The sequence below is a fragment of the Leisingera sp. ANG-M6 genome, from assembly GCF_000813905.1.
Lineage (GTDB): Bacteria > Pseudomonadota > Alphaproteobacteria > Rhodobacterales > Rhodobacteraceae > Leisingera.
In genome coordinates this window covers 14,999-38,112 of the sequence record NZ_JWLG01000008.1, presented here as the reverse complement: position 1 = coordinate 38,112, position 23,114 = coordinate 14,999, and the positions used below count along the sequence as shown (strand labels likewise).

25 protein-coding genes are annotated in these 23,114 nt (G+C 63.8%); all 25 read right to left on the bottom strand.

The annotated features are described in order from the left end of the window. Positions 1-172 precede the first annotated feature (172 nt). Entirely contained in the window at positions 173-1,222 is a 1,050-nt protein-coding gene (locus RA24_RS05825; protein WP_152612814.1) for an LPO_1073/Vpar_1526 family protein, read from the bottom strand. A gap of 6 nt (positions 1,223-1,228) precedes the next feature. Continuing rightward, positions 1,229-1,417, bottom strand: a complete 189-nt coding sequence (locus RA24_RS05820; RefSeq protein ID WP_152612813.1) for a hypothetical protein — start codon at positions 1,415-1,417, stop codon at positions 1,229-1,231. 427 nt (positions 1,418-1,844) lie between these two features. Beyond that, positions 1,845-2,684 carry a DUF2189 domain-containing protein gene (locus tag RA24_RS05815; protein WP_039190442.1) on the bottom strand — a complete coding sequence of 280 codons (840 nt, stop codon included), beginning with the start codon at positions 2,682-2,684 and terminating at the stop codon, positions 1,845-1,847. A gap of 316 nt (positions 2,685-3,000) precedes the next feature. Further along, the gene (locus tag RA24_RS05810) at positions 3,001-3,456 is read right to left on the bottom strand and encodes an ester cyclase (protein ID WP_019296876.1); all 456 of its coding nucleotides are present in this window, start codon (positions 3,454-3,456) and stop codon (positions 3,001-3,003) included. A 233-nt stretch (positions 3,457-3,689) separates the two neighbouring features. Then, on the bottom strand, positions 3,690-4,754 hold the full coding sequence (gene cysK / locus RA24_RS05805; protein WP_039190440.1) for a cysteine synthase A: 1,065 nt from the start codon (positions 4,752-4,754) through the stop codon (positions 3,690-3,692). A 299-nt stretch (positions 4,755-5,053) separates the two neighbouring features. Beyond that, on the bottom strand, positions 5,054-5,872 hold the full coding sequence (gene cysE / locus RA24_RS05800; protein WP_019296878.1) for a serine O-acetyltransferase: 819 nt from the start codon (positions 5,870-5,872) through the stop codon (positions 5,054-5,056). Between the two features lie 424 nt (positions 5,873-6,296). Continuing rightward, positions 6,297-6,605: a DUF7742 family protein gene (locus RA24_RS05790; RefSeq protein ID WP_039190436.1), complete on the bottom strand. Its 309-nt coding sequence runs from the start codon at positions 6,603-6,605 to the stop codon at positions 6,297-6,299. Further along, positions 6,602-10,519, bottom strand: coding sequence for a baseplate multidomain protein megatron (locus RA24_RS05785; RefSeq protein WP_039190434.1), 3,918 nt, complete (start codon positions 10,517-10,519; stop codon positions 6,602-6,604). Before RA24_RS05785 ends, RA24_RS05790 begins: the two co-directional genes overlap by 4 nt. A gap of 4 nt (positions 10,520-10,523) precedes the next feature. Further along, entirely contained in the window at positions 10,524-11,072 is a 549-nt protein-coding gene (locus RA24_RS22885; protein WP_039190432.1) for an NlpC/P60 family protein, read from the bottom strand. Next, positions 11,069-11,956 (bottom strand): DUF2163 domain-containing protein, encoded by an 888-nt coding sequence (locus RA24_RS05775; RefSeq protein WP_039190430.1) that lies wholly within the window; start codon positions 11,954-11,956, stop codon positions 11,069-11,071. Before RA24_RS05775 ends, RA24_RS22885 begins: the two co-directional genes overlap by 4 nt. Continuing rightward, complete coding sequence (locus RA24_RS05770; RefSeq protein ID WP_039190429.1) at positions 11,953-12,585, bottom strand: DUF2460 domain-containing protein; 633 nt, start codon at positions 12,583-12,585, stop codon at positions 11,953-11,955. The genes RA24_RS05775 and RA24_RS05770 overlap by 4 nt, the downstream gene beginning before the upstream one ends. A gap of 17 nt (positions 12,586-12,602) precedes the next feature. Further along, positions 12,603-13,262 (bottom strand): phage tail tape measure protein, encoded by a 660-nt coding sequence (locus tag RA24_RS05765; protein WP_039190427.1) that lies wholly within the window; start codon positions 13,260-13,262, stop codon positions 12,603-12,605. Next, positions 13,255-13,470 carry a rcc01693 family protein gene (locus tag RA24_RS05760; RefSeq protein ID WP_039170038.1) on the bottom strand — a complete coding sequence of 72 codons (216 nt, stop codon included), beginning with the start codon at positions 13,468-13,470 and terminating at the stop codon, positions 13,255-13,257. The genes RA24_RS05765 and RA24_RS05760 overlap by 8 nt, the downstream gene beginning before the upstream one ends. Continuing rightward, positions 13,467-13,787, bottom strand: coding sequence for a gene transfer agent family protein (locus tag RA24_RS05755; RefSeq protein ID WP_039190426.1), 321 nt, complete (start codon positions 13,785-13,787; stop codon positions 13,467-13,469). The genes RA24_RS05760 and RA24_RS05755 overlap by 4 nt, the downstream gene beginning before the upstream one ends. A 4-nt stretch (positions 13,788-13,791) precedes the next feature. Continuing rightward, the gene (locus tag RA24_RS05750) at positions 13,792-14,205 is read right to left on the bottom strand and encodes a phage major tail protein, TP901-1 family (RefSeq protein WP_039170035.1); all 414 of its coding nucleotides are present in this window, start codon (positions 14,203-14,205) and stop codon (positions 13,792-13,794) included. 46 nt (positions 14,206-14,251) lie between these two features. Then, positions 14,252-14,659, bottom strand: a complete 408-nt coding sequence (locus tag RA24_RS05745; protein ID WP_039170034.1) for a DUF3168 domain-containing protein — start codon at positions 14,657-14,659, stop codon at positions 14,252-14,254. Next, on the bottom strand, positions 14,656-14,988 hold the full coding sequence (locus RA24_RS05740; protein WP_039190423.1) for a head-tail adaptor protein: 333 nt from the start codon (positions 14,986-14,988) through the stop codon (positions 14,656-14,658). The genes RA24_RS05745 and RA24_RS05740 overlap by 4 nt, the downstream gene beginning before the upstream one ends. Beyond that, positions 14,985-15,584: a head-tail connector protein gene (locus tag RA24_RS05735; protein WP_039190548.1), complete on the bottom strand. Its 600-nt coding sequence runs from the start codon at positions 15,582-15,584 to the stop codon at positions 14,985-14,987. The genes RA24_RS05740 and RA24_RS05735 overlap by 4 nt, the downstream gene beginning before the upstream one ends. A gap of 181 nt (positions 15,585-15,765) precedes the next feature. After that, complete coding sequence (locus RA24_RS05730) at positions 15,766-16,947, bottom strand: phage major capsid protein (protein WP_039190421.1); 1,182 nt, start codon at positions 16,945-16,947, stop codon at positions 15,766-15,768. Continuing rightward, positions 16,944-17,510, bottom strand: a complete 567-nt coding sequence (locus tag RA24_RS05725) for an HK97 family phage prohead protease (RefSeq protein WP_446720210.1) — start codon at positions 17,508-17,510, stop codon at positions 16,944-16,946. Before RA24_RS05725 ends, RA24_RS05730 begins: the two co-directional genes overlap by 4 nt. Positions 17,511-17,536: 26 nt before the next feature. Next, complete coding sequence (locus RA24_RS05720; RefSeq protein ID WP_039182700.1) at positions 17,537-17,761, bottom strand: GTA head formation protein, RCAP_rcc01685 family; 225 nt, start codon at positions 17,759-17,761, stop codon at positions 17,537-17,539. Continuing rightward, positions 17,754-18,998, bottom strand: a complete 1,245-nt coding sequence (locus RA24_RS05715) for a phage portal protein (RefSeq protein WP_039190418.1) — start codon at positions 18,996-18,998, stop codon at positions 17,754-17,756. Before RA24_RS05715 ends, RA24_RS05720 begins: the two co-directional genes overlap by 8 nt. Before the next feature lie 325 nt (positions 18,999-19,323). Beyond that, a complete protein-coding gene (locus RA24_RS05710) occupies positions 19,324-20,610 on the bottom strand; it encodes a DNA-packaging protein (RefSeq protein ID WP_039190416.1) in 1,287 nt (428 codons plus the stop codon). After that, the gene (locus tag RA24_RS05705) at positions 20,603-21,085 is read right to left on the bottom strand and encodes a hypothetical protein (protein ID WP_241480908.1); all 483 of its coding nucleotides are present in this window, start codon (positions 21,083-21,085) and stop codon (positions 20,603-20,605) included. Before RA24_RS05705 ends, RA24_RS05710 begins: the two co-directional genes overlap by 8 nt. A gap of 223 nt (positions 21,086-21,308) precedes the next feature. Beyond that, the gene (locus RA24_RS05700) at positions 21,309-23,051 is read right to left on the bottom strand and encodes an adenylate/guanylate cyclase domain-containing protein (RefSeq protein ID WP_039190414.1); all 1,743 of its coding nucleotides are present in this window, start codon (positions 23,049-23,051) and stop codon (positions 21,309-21,311) included. Positions 23,052-23,114: the final 63 nt, after the last annotated feature.

Sequence of the window (23,114 nt, the reverse complement as noted above, 5' to 3'; positions counted from 1 at the left end):
GCCGGGGCTTTTAGTGTGTGATACTGCCGCTCGTCTCAATTGGCCGCTTCGAGCCCAAAGCGGACACTGATTGCTAAGCAGGCCCTCGCACCCGCAGAAGGCCGTGAACCGCGCTCTGCGTCGGTTGTGGGCAGCCGACTCTGGTAAAGGTTTCGGTGGTGAAGCTGTCGCCCTAAATCCAGATGGACAGGTCAGCATCAAAGTCGAGTCTTTTCCTGCTATAAGCGTGCGCAATAGCTATGCCTACACTGGTTAATTCCATATTTACGAATTGAGATCCTTTTGCGCCCTTGACAAACTTGGAGAAACCGGGTGCGACACTCTCAATAAATTCGGCAGCTTCCACATTGCTCATCATGGAATTCTTGTTTAGGGCTAGCAGGGCGGTTTCAGCTTCCTTTGAAACGCCGTTGCTAACACACATCTGCTTATTGATTTTATCGTCCATCCCTCCCGCTTGATAAAGCGAGGGATTGTGGGGACATCGTATCAACACCTTTGTAACATTGGGGTCCATTTCTCTCAACTTCGCAAACTCTTCATGCGAAAAACCCTTGCAGAAGATTGCTGGGTAAGCCCCCCGAAGGATTTCAAGTAAATCCCAAGAACCCGTTCTGATCGCGGCACATCCGACAAACTCTAGATGTTTATAGTTTACTCCTGCGGTAGCAACACTTTCCGAAAGTGGCAGGATGACTTCTGATATGTATTTTGAGAAATCTTTTATTGATTGGAAGTTGTTCCTCTTTGTCAGAGTGATGTTAAAATGACATGCTAAGATTTCAATCTGCCCACTAGTTAGCTTGGGCGCAGTCACTAGCGCCTCACTTAGTACCAATTGGCGAAGATCCTTTTCCTTGTGCTTGGTGCGATCAACAAGGATATCGACAAGGATCTCGCCCAGGTCTTGATCGCCATATCTCACGAACTCTTTCTGTGCGATGTATAGGTCATATTGAAACCCTGGGTCTTGAGCGACCTCCAATCCATTTGGGTTCCTTTTTGAGAACTCTTTTAGAAAATTGTCCGTCAGTTCACGAGCTCGCTCTTCCGCGGTATCTTTTGCCACTCCTGACAGTTTGTGAAAGTTGTTTTCAAAAACCTCTAGGGCAATTTCCTTTACGTGAGCGATTGAAAGTCCCGTTTGAACTGTAATTTTTTCAGCCTGAAAATTTACTGAACCATCTCCAGAAGACTGCTCTTTCTTTCCAGATCCAAACATAGTCGATCACTTTTTTATTTCAGAATCGTTGATGCTGCCGCCAACTTGGATGTTGAGCGAACCGTCGCCGGATTCTTGTTTCATGCTGGGTGTTTGGCGGCCAATTTTGCGTAACAGATAGACGCCTGCTGAAACAATTGCGATACCTGCACCGCTGAAGATCCATTCTTTATTTTCAACAAGGTACTCGGTCATTTTCATTACCCCTCAACCGGTCTGACTGCTCGCGTCACTCTGGCGCAAGGTGACGGGAATTGCTAGCAGGAAAAGCCCGCCGAGCGTGCGCTAAGGTACGTAAGGTGCCTCTAGTATAAAGTCAGTCTAACGGGCCGCGTCCTGGACAGAACAACGTTTGGTTTCGGGATGTACGCTGCAGGTGCAGAGAATGTCCGCAAAGTCCCGATAATGTGCACTGAGACAGCTAGATCTACAGTTCAGCCATCAGCCATCGGGACTCAAAAAAGGGAGCACCCTCGCTCCCTTTTCATCTTTCCCCAGATTCTCACCTGCGCCACAGCAGCCACCAGCACCCCGCCAGAGGTGGCGCGCCGCTCAGCACCGATACCCGGGCGCCGAGGGCGGCAGCACCTGCTCCGCCCCATCCATCTCCGCCAGACAATCCTCAAACAGCAGCATCAGAAGCCCCCGCCTCCGCCGGCGGCACCGCCCGCCGGTAGAGATGCCATGTGGTGTGCCCCAGAACCGGCAGCGTGACGATCAGGCCCAGAAACGCCGGCACCATCGACAGCAGCATGGCGGCGGAGATGATCGCCGCCCAGCCCAGCATGACCACAGGGTTCTCCGCAACCGCGCGGACCGACGTCAGCATGGCCGTCACGAAATTGGTGTCCCGGTCCAGCAGCATCGGCATGGCGATAACGGTCACCGTGAACAGAACCGCCGACAAAAACGCGCCGGCACAGGTGCCAACCGCAAGGAAGGCCCAGCCCTGCGGCGTAAAGAAGATCGCGTGCAGGAACCCCTCGAAATCCGAGAAAGACGCGTTTTGCAGGGTGATCGCCAGCCAAAGCCGGACCTGATACATCCACACCCAGAAAATGAACAGCGTCACAAAAGCCATCCAGCCCATTTCACGGTTGCGCTGGCGGACCATCACGCTGAGGATGTCTGACCAGCCGAAACTCTCGCCCGCCTGCATCCGCCGCGACATTTCATAAAGCCCGGCCGCGGCGAAAGGCGCCACCAGCGGAAAGCCCACAGCGGCGGGAATGATCATCCAGATCTTGCCCAGCCAGACCAGGCACCAGACAAACAGAATGCCGAAAACCGCATAGAACAGGCCGAAAAAGCCGCTCATGACCGGGCGCGCCAGAAAATCGGCAAACCCGGCCTTCAGCGATGCGCTGATATCACCTGCAGTCAGCCTGTTGACCTCAAGCACGCTGCGCGGCCGCGGCTTCAGGTTTTCCGGTGACGGGGAACGGTCAGTATCGGATGTCATGGCACACTCCTTCCAAAGCAAGACCTTGGGCTGGCCCCCGTGCAAACGGGCCAGGCAATGAAACAGACATCCCTCCTGTACATGGAAGTGTGCATCAGCCCCGGCACCAGGGCAAGGGGCGCATGGCGCTGCAACGCGACCACACCGTCAGACGCCCTTTACAGGCCCCCAAAGCCCCAAACCGAAAAAGGGAGCGCGCGCGCCCCCTTCTTCTTTGACCAAATACTCACCTGCACCGCAGCCGCCGCCAGCACCCCGCCCGCTGCGGCGCCATGCTCTCGGGCGGCGCGCCGCTCGGCACTGATAGCCACCTGAGTCAGGTCCCGGGAATGGCTGCGCCGCGATAAGATGCCGGAATTTCAGTCGCCCCGATTTGAGCAAGCAAGTTGATCATATCGATCACGCTGCGGCGTTCGGTAATCATCCCGTCTTTGATGCGCATGATCTGGATTTCATCCACCGCGACGCGTATTCCGCTGGCCGGCACCCCCAGAAACTCTCCGGTATGCGTTCCGCGATAGATCATCTGCGTTGCGACCCTGTCGTCCTCGGCCAGCACCTCTCCCAGCGTGATTTCAACGTCAGAGAACGACGTCGTGAAAATCCGCACGCGTTCTTTCCACGCCTCAGGCCCAACAGGCGGATTGAAGTAAGAATTGTGCAGCACCGCATCAGACGCCACAAACTCATCAAACTTCACCGTGTCTCCCTGCCCAATCGTCATGACTTCGCGATAGTACCGTTCGACAAGCGCCTTATTCTCCTCACACATCCCTCTTCTCCAGACTGTATGTGCAAGAAATACCATAATCCCTGCGGAAAGTCTGCTTCGCCCCGGCAGCCTTCGAAGCCGCTACCGGAAATCGGGCGCACCCATTTGCCTCCAAACGCATGAAAAAAGGGAGCGCAACCGCTCCCCTTCATCTTTCCCAAAATACTCATCTGCGCAACAGCCGCCGCCAGCCCCCCGCCCGCGGCGGCGCTACGCCTGCGGCAGTCCGCCGCTCAGTACTGATACCCGGGCGTCGAGGCCGACAGCGCCTGCTCCGCTTCATCCATCTCCGCCGGAATATCCTCAAACAGCGGCGTCGACAGATAGCGCTCGCCGGTATCCGGCAGCACCGCCAGCAGCACCGAACCCTCCGGCGCGCTTTCCGCGACCTTCATCGCCGCCGCCAGGCTGCCGCCGCTGGAAATCCCCGCCAGGATGCCTTCCTCCGCTGCCAGCCGCCGGGACCACTTGATGCTCTCGTCACCGCTCACCGGTTCCAGCGCATCGAAATAGCCCTTGTCCAGCGCCTCCTGCAGCACCAGCGGGATGAAATCCGGGGTCCAGCCCTGGATCGGGTGCGGGTTGAAGGCCGGGTGGGTCGCCGCGGGCTCGCCCTCTGCGTTGCGCTCTTGCGCCGCGCCGGACTGCACCAGCGCCGCGTTGGCGGGCTCGCTGAGGGTGATCTTCAGGTCCGGCCGCGCGCCCTTCAGCACCCGCCCCAGGCCCGACACCGTGCCGCCGGTGCCATAGCCCAGAACAACGTGATCCAGCCGCTGCCCGTCAAAATCGCCCAGGATCTCCTGCGCAGTGGTGCTCTCATGGATGTCGGCGTTGTCCTTGGTCTCGAACTGATGCGCCAGGAACCAGCCGTTGGCCTCCGCCAGTTCCTTGGCCTTCACAACCATGCCAACCGCCTTGTCTTCCTTTCGGGTCAGCACCACCTTGGCGCCCAGCATCCGCATCAGCCGCCGCCGCTCGACTGAGAACCCGTCGTGCATGGTAATGACCAGCGGATAGCCCTTGGCGGCGCAGACCATCGCCAGCCCGATCCCGGTGTTGCCGCTGGTCGCCTCCACCACGGTCTGGCCCGGCTTCAGCCGCCCTTCGCGCTCCGCCGCCTCGATGATGTTCAGCGCCAGCCGGTCCTTCACCGATCCCGCCGGGTTGAACGCCTCGAATTTCACATACATGGTGACATGCGCTGGCGCGATATTGTTCAGCCGGATCACGGGCGTGTTGCCCACCGTCTCAAGGATCGAGCCAAACAGACGCCCGCGGCCTTCGGTTGTATAAATCATGATCTGTCCCCCAAATCGAAACTGCAGAAAAAGAAGCTGTTGGTCAGGAATATGCGCCCCGCCGCCGCCGGGTTCAAGCCAGCCGGCGGCACCGGACAGCGATTAAGACCAGCCTCCGCCACAACCCGGCATTTTCAGAACCGCAGGCCGCACCGCCTGCACGCAGCAGATCAAAACCCACCCGCAACCCTTTTATTCAAAACAATATTCACGCCAGATAGGACCATCAAAAAAGGGGCGGAACCCGCCCCTTCTTCTTTGCTCAAATACTCAACTTCCCAGTCCGGCAGCCAGAGGCCTCACTCCGCAGGAGACCCCGCCGGAACCACCTGGTCCATGTTGATCGACGGCTGGTCGCAACCCGCTTCGCCGACGATCTTCGCAGGCACGCCCGCAACCGTTGTGCAGGGCGGCACTTCTGCCAGCACCACGGACCCGGCTGCAATGCGGCTGCAATGGCCGACCTTGATGTTGCCAAGAACCTTGGCGCCGGCACCGATCAGCACCCCGTCGCCGATCTTCGGATGGCGGTCCTGCTCTTCCTTGCCGGTTCCGCCCAGGGTCACCGAATGCAGCATAGAGACATTGTCGCCCACCACTGCGGTCTCGCCGATCACGATGGAATGGGCATGGTCAATCATGATCCCCTTGCCAAGACGCGCGCCGGGGTGGATGTCGATCCCGAAAATCTCCGAGGTGCGCATCTGGAAGAAATAGGCCAGATCCTTCTGCCCCTTGTCCCACAGGTAATGGCTGACACGGTAGGCCTGCACCGCCTGGAACCCCTTGAAGTAGAGGATCGGCTGCAGCAGCCGGTGGCTTGCCGGGTCGCGCTCGTTGATCGCCATCAGGTCGGCGCGCGCGGCTTCCAGGATTTCCGGGCAGGTCTCATAGGCTTCGTCAACGATCTCGCGCAGCACCATCATCGACATTTCATTCGAGCAGAGCTTGGCGGCAATCCGGTAGGACAGCGCCTTTTCCAGCGTCTTGTGGTGCAGGATACAGGCGTGAATCAGCCCGCCCATCAGCGGCTGGGTGGCAACGGCCTCCTCAGCTTCGCGGGTGATGCGGTCCCATACGGGATCCACCGGAGTAACGGCTTGCTGTGTTTTTGCCATGGGTCAACGTCCTTTCTCCGCTCAGACTACCCATCTAAGGTGGTTTGCAGCAAACGCAAACCCGTGATGAGGCATATTTTCAAAATGAATGAGTCCGATCAGGTGGGGCTGAAGCAGCAGATCACCATCCGGCTGGCGGAACTGGCGGCAGAGAACGCTTCGCTTTCGGGTGATGCCCCATCCCGCCCGGAATCAAGCCGCAGGCGCCGGGCGAGCGCCTGCCCGCCCGCACGGGCTGGCGCTTTTGAGAGTGCGGAGCTCCTTGGAAAGTTAGTACGGACGTTGCCGGAATAAACTGCCACACAGAACTGTTGGAGCGCCACCCCGCAGGCAGGCGCTCCCCCTTAGCAGCTAATCTCTCGCATCGCTGCCTGAGGCAAGCGGCGCCAGCCCAACAGATGGTTTGGCAGGTTTCCATTTTGGATCAGCCGGCCGGACCCTCCCTGCCGGTTTCCAGCACAGAGGCCAGCTCCCGCAGCACCAGCCGGGTGCAATCCAGATATGCCGGATCATCCAGAAACGGTTCATCCGCCAGCGCATACCGCCGGGCCGCGGCGCTTAAGCTCCCATCACCCCAAAGCGGATGCAGACGGCCCAGCAGGCAGCAATGCGCCGCCGCCTCCGCCGCACCGCCGAAGATGCGGCGGCACAAGGCCAGGCGCGCGCTCTCCGGCACTGCCAGCAAGGCCCGCGCCACTGCGGACACATCGCCGGGCAGCACCGGGCGGATCATCCCAGAACGGCCTCTGCCGCCGGCCCGGCGCCAAACCGGGCTGAGCGCTGCGCCACTTCCAGCACGTCACCGGCCTGCACCCCGTCCAGCGCCTGCGCCGCCGCCGGATAGGCCCAGGAGGGCGTGGCAGAGGTCTCCTCCCGCAGCACAGTGGCACCGCGCATCACCCGGATGCGGTAGCTCTCGATTTCCTCGCCCAGCGGCACCTCGTCCAGCTCCCAGCTGTCGCCTTCGATCCGTGTGCGGCGTATCCAGCCCGCCGACAGGTCCTGCCCCAGCGCACCATTCAGCCGCAGATGCACCGGCGCATAGGGGCGCAGGCCATTTCCTTCAAACGCCTCCTGCAGATGCAGATAGGATGGGTCCTCCAGCGCGCGCCGCGCCGGGCCGATCCGGTAATGGCGCAAGCGGCGGCGCTGTTCGGGCGCCAGCTCCATCTGCACCGGCGTGCCATCCAGCAGCACCACATAAGACCCCGCAGGCCAGACGTCCGGCATCAGCGCATCACTGCCCTGCTGACCGCGCAACCGGCCCCGCAGCAGGTAGGTCTGCGGCGCAATCAGCTCCGCCTCGCGGAACTGGAACAGTTCCCAGTTGCCGGGCGTGCCATCACCGATGGCGGCGGCGTTGGCACCGTTCAGCACCGCCTCCACCGTGCGGCTTTCCAAGCTTCCGGAGATCAGCCTGACCTGCAGGTCCGCGCCCAAGTCCCAGCGCCCGGCCCCGGCAGAAAACAGCGGCGTTTCCGTGACGCCGATCACCTGCCGTGCCGCAACCACCTGTTCCAGAACGTAATTCTCATCCGCTTCGGAGCCGTAAACCGCGACGCTGCCGGGCCAGGCCGCCGCCGTCAGCGCCAGATGCGGCGCGTGCGGCACCTCATCCCCGCGCATCAGCGGCAGGTCCAGGAACAGCGGCAGCACCGGGCCGGGGGCGGCAAAGGCGTTGACCCCCGGCAGCTCCTCCGCCACCGCGGCCAGATCATAGGTGCCGGGCTCGATCCTGACCGCCTCCACCGTCTGCGCCTCCGCCTGCTCCACCCGGTCGATGCGGTAGAGCTGGTCCTTGCCCTCCACTGGCAGCGACACCACATCCCCCGCCCCAAGATGCAGCAGCGAGGGCGGCAGCACGAACCGCGCGGTGTCACGGGAAACCCGCGCTTCCGCCAGCCAGCGGCTGACGGTCTGGCGCGCCTCGGCCCGGGTCAGCGCCAGCGGCAGCTCGTTCTGGCTGACGCTATGCGTCGCCTCATCCGGCAAGACCGCCTCGACCGAGCCCGCAGCATGGTCGCCGCCCCATTCGGTGAACCGCAGCCGCACCCGGCCCGCCAGTTCCGCCTCGCTGGCGCGGGCCAGCTCCAGGCTGCCGTCCATCTCGTCATTGTCGGCCAGATGCTCCAACTGCAGTGCTTCCGTCACAATGCCCTTGCGCATCCGGAACCTCAGCACCCCGTCGCGCTCCACCGCGTCAAACCCGTGCCGCAGCATCAAGGGCTGCAGCACCGCGCGGGCATCCGCGACATCCGGGTTCACAAACCCATGCACCACGCCATAAAGCCCAGTGACGTCAAAGTCATACAGCCCCGCACGGTGGCACACTTCCTCCACCACAGAGGCCAGCGTGCGCTGCCCCGCACGCCCGTTCAGCCAATGGCCGCGCAGGTAGTTTTCGCCGTCGTTCCAGATCTCCACCCGCGCCGGAAAGGCCGGAAACGGGCGCGCATCCCAGGCCCAGACATAGGCGTTGGACATATCCAGCATTGGCCCGCCGTATTCCTCTGACACGGGATTGTTGGCCGCCGCGCCCCAATACCCCAGAAACGCGCGCAGGTACTGGATCTGCATCAGATCGTCGCGCAAGCCGTTGGAATAGCGCGGCAGTTTCGATTCAGAACTTTTGGGGTCCAGAAACTTGTTCGGCTGGTTGGTGCCCTTGTCGATGGCAGCGCAGCCCAGTTCGGTGAACCACACGGGCTTGGATTGCGGCACCCATTCGGTCGGCGCAGCCTGCCGCACCCCGCCGATGCGCTCAAAGTGCTCCTGCATCCACCAGCTGCGGATATCCTTGTAGCGCCACACCCAGGGCTCATCATGCGCGCCATCGGTGATCGGCGTCCGGATCTGCGCCTCCCGCGCTTGCGGGGAATGGTAGTACCAGTCAAACCCTTCACCGCCCTCCACATTGCCGCTGAGGTAGCCGAGGTCATAGATCGACGGCACACCGGCCTGCGCGTCCAGATGATCATCACCCTCGCGCCAGTCGGACAGCGGCATGTAGTTGTCGATGCCGACAAAGTCGATGTTTTCATCCGCCCACAGCGGATCGAGGTGGAAGTACCTGTCGCCCTCCGGCGATTGATAGCCCCAGTATTCCGACCAGTCGGCGGCATAGCCGATCTTGGTCTCCACCCCCAGCAGGCTGCGCACCTCTGCCGCCAGCCCTTTCAATGCCAGCACAGCCGGGAAGCCGCCGGCGCCGCGGATCTGCGTCAGCGCGCGCATCTCGGAGCTGATGCAAAACGCCTCCACCCCGCCCGCCGCCGCACACAGCGCCGCATTGTGCAGGATAAACCGGCTGAGGCTCCATTCGTCAGGCCCGCTGTAGGTGACGGTTCCGTCCCCCACGGTGAAATCCGCCGCCGTCACGGTGCCAAAGAACGCCGCCACCTCCGCATCCGCCGCCGCTGTGCCATCGGGTGAACCCGGCCGGCCCGGAGCCACCGACAAGGTGATCCGCCCGCGCCAGGGCAGATGCGGCTGGCTGGCACCGCCGGTCCAGGGATCAGCCAATGCGTTGCCCTCTGCCTGATCCATCAGGATGAACGGGTAGAACATCACCCGAAGGCCGCGGCCTTGCATCTCCCGGATCGACTGGATCACCGAAGCATCGGCGGGCGTGCCGCCATAGAGCGGCTCGCCGTCCTCCTTCAGCACCTCCTCAGCACCTGCGCGGGTGACGCCGCTGACCGTCCAGGCCATGTTCCCCTCAGCGTCCTTATGCTCCACCTTGGGTTTCAGCGTGCAGCTGCCGCAGCGCAGGTCATTTCCGAACCACGACACAATCAACGACGCCGCGCCGCAGGACGGCAGTTCCGCCTCCAGCGCATTCAGCGAGGTCTTGAGGTCGCTGAGGCCACTGGGCGTATGCTCATTCGCAGCCCTGGCATCGCCCGGCCCGCCGGAATACTGCACCACATCCGCGGCCAGCGAATATTCCCCGGTGCCGGGCATCAGCGCCACGCCCTGCACGATTTGCCCCAGGTCCTGCGCATAGGTGCTGCTGGCGGGCTGCTCAGGGCGCAAGACATCAAAGGAGAACTGCGGCACCCGGTTGCCGAACCGTCCCAGCTCCAGGTTCTCCATCACCACATAGGCCGTGCCGCGGTAGGCAGGCACCTGCCCTGCGCCCTCGATCGCCTCCATCACCGGGTCCGGCAGCTGATCCGCCGTGCCGCGGTAGACGGTCATGTTCAAATCTTTCGGCGCCACTTCCTCACCATCAGCCCAAACGCGGGAGACGCTGGCGATCTCCCCCTCGCACAGCGCAATCGCCAGCGAGACCGAATAGCTGTAGCTGGTGACCTGCGGCTGGCTGGGCCGGCCCTTGCCACCGCCGCCGCCGCTGGTCTGCGAGGTCTCCAGAAAGCGCGAGGACCAGATCACCTGCCCGCCCAGCCGCATCCGGCCATAGACCTGCGCCATGGGCGCGCCTTCGCTGGCCTGGGTCAGGCGGAAGCGGTCGACCTTGCCGGTCTCCACCGGATCAGCGCCGGAGCCCAAGAGCCGTTCGTCGATCAGGCGCCCCAGGGTTGCCCCCACCGCGCGGCCGATAACGGCTGAGGACAGCCCCGCCACCGTGCCGCCAATTGCGCCGCCAACCGCCGCGCCGGCGGCAGAAAGAAGAATGGTTGCCATCAGATCAGCTCCTTTGCCGGGACATGCCGGGGAAGTGAAACCGCGCCACGATACGGCGCTGCCAGGGCGGGCTCAGCGGGCTTTCGACAACCCCGTGGCCGGCATAGGCGTGGATGAAGGATGGTTTGCAGCTAAACACATCCGCCTGGCCGATAGGCCAGGCAGCGCCCATCCCGCCCCCCACGGGGCGGGCTCTTCGCACCCTCCCCGCCGGGCCGGGCGCTGCCCTCAGTTCTGTTACCGAAGCCTGCACCCCCAGATGCTTGGCCACCGATCCCTCCCGCATCCTAAACAGGATCACATCGCCCGGAGCTGCCTCTGCCAGCGGCTTCGCCGCCAGATGCCGCGCCGCGGCCTGCCACAGCGCCTCAGCCCCCTGCGGCTCTGACCAGTCCATCGTATAGGCGGGCGGCAGCTCCGGCTCCGCGCCAAGCAGCTCGCGCCACACCCCCCGGATCAGGCCAAGGCAATCACAGCCCGCCCCCTTGCAGGAGGCCTGATGCACATAGGGCGTGCCGATCCAGCCGCGCGCTGCCTCTACCACCCGGCTCATCGCCTGCTGCCCCCGGTGTTCATGCCGGACTGGCGCGGCACCGCCATGATCCAGTCCTCGCCCGGAATATCCGGGAACCCTTGGAAATTCATCAGGTTGTTGAACTTCAGCCGGCAGCTCTCCATCCGCTTGTCACAGCCGGCCTCCAGCCGCACCGTGTCACCTGCGGACACGGGCGCGCGGATGGGCTCCCACAGGGTGATCCGGCGCCCCGCCGCCGTGGACTGGTCGGACTTCACCGCCGCCCAAAGGCCCTGTGCCGCGCCGCTCAGGACCGTCAGGCGGCCATCCGCAAACCAGCCCGGCTCAAACCCCGGCAGCGCGTTCCAGCGGAAGTCCTCGCTGCGCTCCACTGTTTCCACCGCCGTTTCGATGGCATAGCCCGGCGTGCTCAGATCAAACCCACAGGCCGCATCCCCCAGCACCGCCGTACAGGGCGTCTGAAAAATCCGCCCCTGCGGCTGGTTCAGCTGCTCGGTCAGCCCGCGCAGCTCTGCCTCGAATGCACCGCCGGCGCGGCGGATCTCTCCAATCGAACCGCGGAATTGCAGCCAGCGCATTGTGACATCCTGCCAGTTGACCAGCCAGCAGCGCACCTCAGCGCCGTCGAACCGGCCTGCCTCGATGTCCTCCTCGCGCACGGCGGCGTCACTTAGCACCCCCAGCGCCTCGGTGTTGTCGACCGACAGGCCGGTGGCCTGCTGCACCGCCCGCGCGGTGAGACCGCTGCCGGGCTGGAAGGAGATGCCATCAAAGGACAGGACGCAGTCGTGGTCGGTGAATCCCAGCACCGCGCCGTCGCGCCGGGTCAGTGCCCAGGCACGGCAGACCGTGGTGATACCGGATTGAAGATGCTCCCGCAACGCATTGGAAAGGCTGTTCATATCCGCACCTCCACCACCGGGACCGCCGGTGCCTCGCCGGCCTGGAATGACGCCACGCTGGTCTGGATGCTGGCGGTGTCAAACCGCACCGGTACGTCGAATTCAAAGCCCGCATTGATGCTGAGGCCAAGCTCCGGCGGGTGTGCCAGGGTGATCAGCCCTGTGGCTGTATCCAGCTCATAATCCACGCCTTCGCGCAGTTCGTCCTGCTCGATCCCAACCCGCACGGTGCCCGCCACGGGCTTGGCAATGGGGCGCTGATAGGTAAACGCGCCGGAGCGGTAGGTTTTGGCCAGCTGGAACGTCACGGTACTGCCGTCGCCGGTGGCAATCACCTGATCGTCAAAGGCGGCCTCCGCACTGGGCCGGGCGGATTTGAAGTCGCTCCAATCCTTCCAGCGGAAGCCGTACAGCTGCCCCTGACGCGCCTCGAAAAAGGCAATCAGCACCTCGATATCCTCCAGCGCGCGCAGGCCAAGGCCCGCGTCATAGCGGCGGCGGGAGTGCGCCCAGGGGGTGTTGCGCTCCTCAAAACCGTTGGCCAGCGTCACCACATCGGTGCGCCGCTCCGGCCCGCCGACGGAGCCGAAGCTGAGCGATGCGGGAAAGCGGACTTCGTGGAAATTCATAAGGTTACCCTCCATCCTTAACGGTTGCGCCCGCCGCGTGACAGCGCGCGGGACAGCTGCGCGGCGATCTGGCTGCGGCTGCGTTCAAAGCCTTTGACGTCCGGGGTGGAGACATTCATCACCACGTTGACCGCGCCGCCGCCCTGGCTGCGCACCCCAAGCGAGCCATCGGCGCCGCGCGTCAGCGGCAAGATCGCCTCCGGACCGGCCTCGCCCATCAGCCCGGTGGCGCCGCGCATCGGAAACGTGGTGGGGCTGGTGACAATGCCGCCCTTGGCAAAAGGCATCACCTTGCCCTGGCTGAAGGCGGCGCCATTGGCGAAGGGAAGGATACTGCCGATGAGGCTGCCGAAACCGTCGGAAATAAGACTGCCCACGTGGTTGGTGACCGGTTTCATCGCCGCGTTATAGGTTGTGCGGATCATTGAGCGCGCGAGCGTATCCATCGCCTCCGACAGATTGGCGCCGTCAAACACCAGATCGTCAAAAGCACGGCGCAAGCCCTTGGAAAGGCTGCGGTCCAGGATCTGGGCATCGCGCCCGGTTTCGGAAAAACCTTCCTTCACCCGCCCCAGCACATCTGCAAAGGCTGCGGCCATTCCAGAGGCACCGTCCAGCGCTTCTCCCAAAGCCTCTCCCTGCAATTCCAATTCTGCCATCGAGGATGAGTCAGTCATCTGTTGTCTCCTTGTTCTTCGGGGCGGTGGCGTCCGGGAAGGCCGCCATCAAGGCGGCCAACCGGTCGCGCCCCAGCGGCTGCGGTGCTGCGGCCTCGCCCAGCATCAGCCGCAATTCCGCAGGCGTCAGTTGCCAGAAATCGCGCGGCATCAGTTTCAGCCCCGCCATCCCGGCGCGCATCAGGGCGGGCCAGTCGAGCGCAGTCATGGGCTGTCCGGCACGGCAAAACTGCGCACCAGCAGTTCCGCCGCTACCCGTGCCGCCTGTATCGGGCCGCCGGTGATGGTGGCAGAGGCGAGGTCTTCGCGGCTGAGATCATACCCGCCGCCCTGCAATCCTGCGGCCAAAAGCGCCAGCACGTCGCGGGCGGAAAACCGGCCCTGTTCGAACCGCTGCACCAGATCCACCAGCGTGCCTTCCTCCAGCGCGGCCTCAAGGGCTGCAAGCGCACCGAGTGTGAGCTTCAGCGCGTAAGGGGTTCCATTCACGAGCAATTCCGCCTCGCCTGCATGCGGGTTCACCATCGGATCACACCGCCGCAAAGCTGAGCTGGCCGGCGCTGGCGAGCGACAGCTCATAGGTCGCCTCGCCATTGTGGCTGCCGGCGTATTCCAGCGCTGTGACCTGGAACGGCCCCTGCACAATGCCGAAGTCGGGGATGATCACCTGGAACTCCGGCGTCAGCCCGTCAAAGAACAGCTGCCGGGCGCGTTCGTCCGTCGCTTCATCCCGGAAAATGCCGGAGCCGGAAATGCTGGCGGAACGGACGCCGGCGCCTGCCAGCAGCTCGCGCCAGCCGCCCTGGCTTTCAAGGCTGGTCACATCGACGCTTTCGGCGTTGAAGCTGATCCGCGTGGCGCGCAGGCCGGCGATGGTCTCGAACAGGCCTGCGCCGTTCATGTCCACTTTGACCAAGAGGTCCTTGCCGTTTTGAACTGTCATGGGGTTTCTCCATGTATTTCAATTGGTTTCGTTAGGTTCTTGCGGTTCAGACATCATCCACACGGGCGCGGAAGCGCAGGGTGATCTGGCGTCCGCCGGTGCTCAGCCGCTCGGCCTTGGCCCGGTCGAACCACAGGCCGGTCAACTGCCCGCGCGGCAGCGGCACCGCGGCGCCGACCAGCGCGTCGCAGACGGCGGCGGCGGCGGATTTGGCGGTGGCAAAGCCGGCCATGTCGGTGGTGACGGTGACAAAGAACCGGTGTTCGGCACCGCCCGCGGTCTTGTCAGAGCGGTCCAGCACCTCTTCGCTGCCAAGCGCCACATAGGTCTGCGGCAAGGGGCCTGCGGGGATGGCGTCATAGATCGCGCTGCCGACCAGTGCGGTCAGGCCCGCATCGCCGGTCAGATGGGTGTAAATGGCGGATTGCAGCCCGCCTGCGATGGCATAGGTCATGTGCTCACCTCCGCAACCGCGAAACAGGTGAGGTAGCGGGCGTCCGGTCCGTTTTCCGCAACTGCATCAATGCGGTAGAAGCGGTTTTCGTCTCGGAACCGCTGATCGGGGCGCGGGCGGGATGCAAAGCCATCCGGGCTTGCACGCAGGGTGATGCGGTATTTTTGCAAAGACAGGCTGTCGCTGTTCAGACGCCCCGAAAGGGGCTTCACCTCAGCCCAGAGAGTGCCAAGCGCCACCCAGGTCTCAGCATAGCCGCCGGCGCCGTCGGGGGTCCGCTGGGGGTCTTCCAGCACCAGTTTGCGGGTCAGGTTCGGGGGGCGTTTCATGCCAGGCCCCCCAATGTCAGCCGCAGCGTGCGGTAGCGTTCAATGAGGCTGGTGACGCCAAAGGGCATGCAGCCGCCATGCAGACCGGTATCGGCCCGGTATTCGTAGTAATGCGCCGCCAAGAGCATCACCGCCTGACCCAGATCGGCAGGAAGCCCGCCCCAGTCCGCGGCCATGCCAGCCTGCAGGGTGATCCGTGCGAAGCCGCCGACGGGAATGGAGGGCAGCAGGCTGCCCGCGGGACACAGCGCCGGGCGCTGGCAGTCGCGCTCCAGATGGTAGGCGGCGGGGTCCAGCACCGTCTCAGCGCCTGCGGCGTCACGGATCATCACCTCTGTCACCATCTGCACCGGGGCGATGGGAAACACCATCCGGGTGCGGTCGCGCCAGTGGCGGGTTTCCATTTCAAAATCGCGGGTTATCAGTGCCTTGCCGGTTCTTGCTTCTACCGCGGCCACGGCGGCGCGCAGGAAGCCAATCAGCACCTCGTCCTGCAGGCTGTCCTCGCCAAAGCCGGTGCCCAGGCGGAGGTGCGCCTTGAAGGGGGCCAGCGGCAGGGCGGCCTCGGGCACGGGGGTCACTTCGCTCAGCATCATCATCTTACTCCTGCGGGCCTCCCCCTTGTGCCGGCCCTGATCTGCTGTCCGTTCAAAGGTTCGGCCGGCACGCACCGTTCCCTGCCGCTCGGACGGAGGGGGAGCAGCTAGACGGCAGGGAAATATGGGGTGCGTGCCAGCCGGCGGACCGGGCTGCCGGTCCGCCATCAGCGCTGAGCGGTCAGCTCAGGCCGAATTTCATCAGCTTGATCGCGGCAAAGTCGCTGACGTCGCCGCCGACGCGCTTGGTCGCGTAGAACAGCACATGCGGCTTGGCGCTGAAGGGGTCGCGCATGACGCGCAGGTCCGGGCGTTCGGCAATGGTGTAGCCGGCGCGGAAGTCGCCGAAGGCGATCGGGAAGCTGTTGGCGGCCGGGTCCGGCATGTCCTCGGCGATCAGCACCGGGTAGCCCATCAGGCGCGCAGGCTCGCCTGCGGCCAGACCGTCGGACCACAGGAAGCGGCCATCGGCATCCTTCAATTTCCGCAGCATTCCCGCGGTCTTGGAGTTCAGAATGAAGGTGGCGTTGGCGCGGTATTCCGCCCCCAGCGCATAGACCAGGTCGATGATCGCGTCGCCGTTGCCGATCTCGCCTTCGACGCCGGTGGCCTTGTAGCCGATGTTGCCCCAGGTCCAGTTGCCGTTTTCCTCGACGTTGTAGTTCATGAAACCGGTGGGCTTGTCGTTGCCGTCGCCGTTGATGAAGGCGTCGGCCTCAGACCGCGCGAATTTGTCTGCGATGCGGCCTGCCAGCCAGCCCTCGATATCAAAGGCGCTGTCATCGAGCAGCCGCTGCGATGCCTTGGGCAGCGCGCTCAGCTCATGCAGCGGGATCGAGATGCGGTCGATGCTGCCGGTGGAGGTTTCCGTGGACGGGCCGGTTTCATTGGCCCAGCCGGCGCCCATTTCGCTGTGGTCGATCAGCACGTCATAGCTTGAGGCCTCCACATGCACCACGGAGGCCACGGCGCGGATCGAGGCGGAGGCGTTCAGTACCGCCTTGACGGTGTCCGCGGTCTGCGGGTCGACCAGATAGCCGCCGTCGCTGCCCACCGCGGTGGACATGGATTTGCCCTCCAGCTCAAGCCCGCGCAGGCCATCGTCGTCGCCGTTGCGCAGGTAGGCGTTGAACGCCTTCTGGTGCGGGGCACCCGCGTCCTGGCTGGCTGCCAGATGGGGGCGGTTCTGAGAGATTGTCTTACGGTCCAGCATGGTCACTCGCTCTTCTGCCTGTTTCAGCCTTGATTGCACGTCGTCCTGAAACCCCTTGAATTCATGAAGAAAGCCGGAGATGGCCTGTTTCACTTCATACGCCAGGGGCGCTGCGTCCCCGGTTTGGGCCGGGAGGTCTTGATTGCTCATGATGGGTGTCCTGTTCTGAGGTCACGGGTGATCTGGCGCAGGCCGTCGGCCAGGGCGCGCAGCGCTTGTGCTTCCGCATCGGCGGAGGATTTGGCTGCCACCCGGGCGGCGGGCAGCATCGGGAAGGTGACCAGTGACACCTCCCACAGCTCCACCTGCGTGAGATGGCGGCTGCCGTCGGGGGCGCGGCTGGCTTTCTGAGTGCGGTAGCCGATCGACAGGCCGTCGATGGCGCCACCCTCGATCAAGGCTGCCGCTTCGGCGCCTTTGGGGGTGGCGGTGAGGATGCGGCCCTTCACATACAGTCCGCGCGTGTCCTCGCGCACCTCGTCCCAGACGCCGATGGGCTGTGCCGGGTCGTGCTGCCACAGCATCTTGACCGTGCGGCCCTGATCGCGGAGCGCCTTGAGCGAGGCCGCATAGGCGCCGCGCATCACCACGTCACCGCCCTGGTCGGTCTGGCCGAACAGGCTGGCGTAGCCCTTGATTTCGGTTGCATCCTTCAGCGAGAGATCCTCGCCGAAGCGTGCGAATTTATGTTCCAGCTGGGGGGATCCCTGCATCATCTGAACCTCGCAAGTCGTTGGAACTACGGCAATTGCACCGTCAGGAAGGATTGGAAGGCCTGCGCCAGGATCACCGCCGCGACGCCGTAGACGGTGAGCCAGAGGCGTTTCTCCAGCCGCTCCATCATCTGTTCGATCCGGTCGAGGCGGCGGTTTACCGCGTCATTCTGGATCTGGGCGACCCGCTCATGGGCGGACAGGCGCAATCCCGGTGAACAATCAAATGCGTGCATCGGGTGCTCAGTCATCCTGTCCGCCCTCCGTCTGCGCGCCCTCAGTGTGGTCTGGGGGCAGGGTTTCTGTGGGCAACCCCAGCAGACGCCGCTTTTCCTCATGGGAGAGGAAATCCGCGGAGGTGATGCGCCGCCATTGCGCCTCGCGCTCTGCCGCGAGCGCAGGCAGCTGGTCGAGGTCGGGCTTCAGCGTCAGCGCGTCGCCGGTCCAGGCGGTGAGCCAGCCGGACAGCGCCGCCGTCACCTTGGAGACCAAGGGCAGTACGGTCAGACGGTAGAAGGCGCGGTTGGCCTCCTGATAGTTGGCATAGGTCGCATCGCCGGGGATGCCGATCAGCATCGGCGGCACCCCGAAGGCGAGCGCAATCTCGCGGGCGGCGGTGTCCTTGGTTTTCTGGAATTCCATGTCGGAGGGCGAGAAGCCCATCGGTTTCCAGTCCAATCCGCCCTCCAGCACCATCGGGCGGCCGGCATTGTTGGCGCCTTGGAAATTCGTTTGAATTTCTTCGCTTAGATGGCGGAATTGATCGTCGGACATCTGCCCCTGGCCGTCGGAACCGGTCCAGACCAGCGCGCCGGAGGGGCGGGCTGCGTTATCAAGCAGCGCCTTGGACCAGCGCGAGGCGGCGTTGTGGACGTCGATGGCCATTGCCGCCGATTGCAGGGGTGAGAGGCCGTAGTGGTCGTCCTGCGGGTGGAAGCTTTTGATGTGGCAGACCGGGGCGTTGCCGGGCTCGTTGGCGAAGCGGTGCTTGCGTCCGCCGACCACATAGTCAAAGCCTGCGGGCCAGCCGTCCGGCCCCGGCACCACGTTCATCCGGTCGGAGCGCAGCACGTGCAGTTCTGCGGGGGTTGCGTCCTCTGCCGTGACCATCTCGATATAGGCGTTGCCGGACAGGAGCAGGTGGCCGTAGAGCGCCTCCAGCAGCTCCGCCTGGGTCTGGGCCGGGTTGGGACGGGCCAGCAGCGCCAGCCAGGGGTGGGTGTCGTAGCGCTGGCGGCTGTCCTGCAGCACCAGCGGCACGGCGGCGGCGGCCTCGGCGATCAGGCGGATCACCCGGTGGGTGACCGGATTGCCGGCAAAGCCGCTGCGGGTCAGGGATACGGTGTCGCGCGGGCTCCAGGCGATGCGGCCGGCGCCGTGCCAGGAGACCACGCGGGCGGTCTGGCTGGCCTTCTGTTCCAGGCCCGGATTATTGGGGCCCGGTTTTTGGGGGTCCGGCGTTTTGCGCCGCAGCAGGTCAAAGACCATGGTCCGCTCCTCAGGTTGTTCCTAGGTGACGCTGCTGGCCCTTGGGGCTGGTGCGCCTTTGCTGAGGAATATTTGTGCCGGAAAGGCCTGAAGATTTGGCAAGCGGTGCGTACGGTGGGCACGCAACACCCTACGCCAACCATCTGAAATAAAGGAGATATGTTGGAAACAATACAGTGTTGCATCACACTGAGGGCAGCGCCGGTCCCGGCGGGGTGGAAAGCAAAGCGCCCGCCCCATCGTGCTGGAAGCACGCCTCCGGCATGACGGAGGGCGGGACGGGCGCTGCCCGGCGTGCCGCCGGGCGGTTGGTTTTTGAGAGGTTCTAGAGCACCCTGACCTGCGGCCTGCGCAGGTTGGCGGCGGGCTGGATGATCAGCTCATGCAAGGCCCAGACCAGCGCATCGACCCGGTCGGGAGAGCCGCTGCCGCGGTAGCCCTGCGGGGTCATCTGGCACATCTGGTCCTCGAGCTCTCCCAATCCCGGCAGGTGGCGCACCCGGCCCTGCTCATAAAGTGCCGCGACGGGTTCGGCGCGGGCGGATTTGCCCTTTCGCGCGTGCAGGGTGCGGAACGGCACCAGCGGGTCGGCCTGGCGCAGCACGGTTTCGACCAGGGCGCCGCCCTGGTTGACCTCTGCCACCACCCGTTCGGCACCAAAGCGGTCGCGGGCGGAGATCACCGCCTGCGCCCAGGTCATCGGCGTGGCCCCCTGCACGGTGCAATCCGCCAGCACATAGGCCTGCCAGTCCTGCGGCGGGCCGTGGGTGACCGCGCCCGCCACCACGATGCCGCAGGCGTCAGACGCCTTGCCCGCGCTGACCGCCGGGTCGACGGCGACCACCACCCGGTCCAGCGGCGGCGCCTCGGCCACCTGGGCCTCCACCAGCGCTGCGGTGGTCCAGAGCGCGCCCTGGATGTCCGACAGCATCACCCCGTCCAGCTCCTGCCGGCCCAGCCGGGTGCCCGCGTAGCGCGCGCGGACCTCCGTCAGGAAGGAGGCTGCGAGGTTGGCGCGGTTGGCTTCGGTCGGGGCATGGGTGGTGACGGTGCTGGGCGAGGCCAGCAGCCGTTTCAGGACGGCTACGTTGCGCGGGGTGGTGGTGACGCAGACGCGGGGATCCTGCCCCAGCCGAAGCGCGAATTGCAGCATGTCCCAGCTCTCCTGCCCCTTCTTCCACTTGGCCAGTTCATCCGCCCAGGCGGCGTCGAACTGGGGGCCGCGCAGCGCCTCGGGGTCGTGGGCGGAGAACGCCTGCGCCTCTGCGCCGTTTGGCCAGATCAGCTTGCGCTCTGACGCCTTCCACTTGGGGCGGCGGTCCGGCGGCGAGCAGGCCAGGATTCCGCTGTCGCCGTGGATCATCACGTCGCGCACCTGGTCATAGGTTTCCGCCACTAGTGCGATGCGCCGGGCGGTGCCGGGGTCGTGAGGCCACGCGCCCTCAGCCAGCGAGCGGACCCATTCGGCCCCTGCCCGCGTCTTGCCCGCGCCGCGCCCGCCCAGGATCACCCAGGCACGCCAATCGCCCGGCGGCGGGCGCTGGTGATCCAGCGCCCAGATGTGGAAGAGATGCGGCAGCGCGCCAAGGGTCTTGCGGTCCAGCTCATCCAAGAAGCAGCTCAGGAGCGAGGGCGGCACGCAGGCGAGAAAGTCCGAGCTCGACAGCTGCGCGCGCCGCGACGAGATCGAGTTCATGTTCGGATTTGAGCAGGCGGGCGACGTCGGTGCTTTGTTCTGCAAGGGTCTTCTCCACTTTCTGGCAGTCCCGGATCAGGTCCTCGAGCTTGCGGACCTGGGATTTGGCGCCGGTCATTTCATCGGCGCCGGTGGTTTCGAGCTGCTCCCGGAGCTCCTCTGCTTCTTTGCGCAGGCGGTGGATGCTGTCCTGCAGGGACAGCAGGAGATCGGCGGTGTAATGCACCCGCCGTTTCAGGAGGGCGGCGCCGTCCTGGTCCGGTGCCTGGCCCTGTTCAGAGGGGCCCTGTTCAGAGGGGGCCGGTGCTGCGCGGTCCGGTTCTGAGGGGGCCGGTGCCGGGTAGCCCGGCCCTGTGCGGCCCGGTGCCGGGCCATTGGTCTGATCTGTCATGATATGCTCTGCCTCATGCGTTCTTGTCCGCACGAGAGAAAGACAGGACGGCCGCCGGCGGAGGGGGTCCGGGGCCGTCCATGTTTCTTCCAGCTGCACCACAACCTATACGCGATTTTGGCGTAAAAGTCAAGGGTTATGGGGAGAGGTGCGTACGGTGGGTACGCAACGGGGGAGGCGGAGAATAAGAAGGACCGGAAGGAAATACTTAGGATCGCTAGGTTCAGCTGCTGAGTCCTGAGGCGCGCAAACCATCCGCAACGAGAGCAAAATCCCCCGGCCGCCGCCACATCGTTTCAAACCCGCGCGCAAGACTCGTAACGGTATCCTCATCGACTTCAATGCCGCGGCTGGCGAATTCGTCATGGCGTTCAGCGACGAACTCCTTCAATGCGGCTGCGGCTTCCTTTCGACGGCCGAGATGTGCGTAGGATGCAGCGACAAATGCTGAGGCGAGCGAGTTTAAACGCGCCTCGCCATTCAACATACCAAGCGCCGCTTCATAGTTGCCCCTAAAGAACTCTGCCTGTCCCATGATCCATTTAATGGCGGGCGGATGCAGCGGGTCCAGACGCATCGCTTCCGACACGACATCGCGCGCTTTTTCCTGACGTCCTAGCAAGAGAAACGCGTAGCCGCACCACGCCATGGATTCTGCTTCATTGACGATTTGCGACAGTGTTCTTTCGAACTGGGCTTCTGCTTCATCCCAAAGACCCGCACAAAGGTATGCAAACCCGAGTTGATCCTGGATATAGACGTCGCGGTTATCAAGTGCAGCGCCTTTGCGGGCGGTCTTAAGTGCATGGTCGGGCGCGTCCGGGTCCGCAAGACCGAGCCAGAGGTCAATCACATAGGTGTCTGACAGGTACATGTAAGTTCGCGCAACAGACGGATCGAGCACGACTGCCCGTTCGAGGAGCACGCGTGCAGTTGCTGTGTCCTGCGCATTCAGCCCGTCTCGCAGCGCCTTGCCCTTCAGCATCAATTCGTAGGCCTTCATTTCATCCGCCGGCTTATGAGCGGCGCGGTCAACCACGTCGTGTTGCACCCGTCCGGGCAAGACCGCCGCGACACTGCGCGCTACTTCGTCCTGCACGGCGAATACATCTTCCAATTCGCGGTCATAGCGCTCCGACCAAAGCTGGATCCCTTTATGGGCATCCGCAAGCTGAACCGAGATACGTACCCGTCCCCCGGCCTTCCGGACGCTGCCCTGAACGAGGTAATCGACACCGAGCGCCTCGGCTATTTCGGCCGGGTCTGTATCCTTCGGTTTGAAGCGGAAGGATGCGTTCTTTGAAGTGACCTGGAGGGTGCGGAAACGTGACAAGCCTGTGATAACATCTTCTGCAATACCTTCGCTGAAAAATGACTGATCGGTATCGCCGCTCATGCTATCGAAGGGAAGAACGGCAACCTTAGCCGTTCCGGGATCAGCCGGCCGAACTTGTCCTGTGTCCGCCTCTTTCACCCCGCCATAACGCCAGGCGCGCACCGGCGAGGCGACGTTTTTGAGAGTGTGGAGCCCGGTATCTTCCCAAGTAACCGGGAGACTGGTTCCAACAACACGGTAAACAGCTTCCGAGATTAGCACTCCGCCGGGCGGGGCAAGCTGCTCCAACCTTGAAGCCAGGTTGACACCCGATCCGAAGACATCGCCGTCACGAATGATTATGTCGCCGAGATTAATACCAATTCGAAAGCGGATCGGATCGGCAGCCTCACCCTGCGCTTGCTGCCATTCGATGGCACAAGAAACAGCGTCGGCAGCACTGTCGAAGCAGGCCAGAAGACCATCGCCCAATTGCTTGACGATGCGGCCGCGATGGGAAGCAATAAGCGGGGCGGAGAGCGTATCAAAAAATGCAGACAGCGAAGCGAGCGTGCCGGCTTCGTCTTGTTCCATCCGGCTGGTGTACCCGACCATATCGGCGATTAAGACTGCCGCCAGCTTGCGTTCCACAACCTACCCTCCCTCTTTTGCATACCGGCCGAAAGGCAATAAGGCCATGGAAAAGAACGAGAG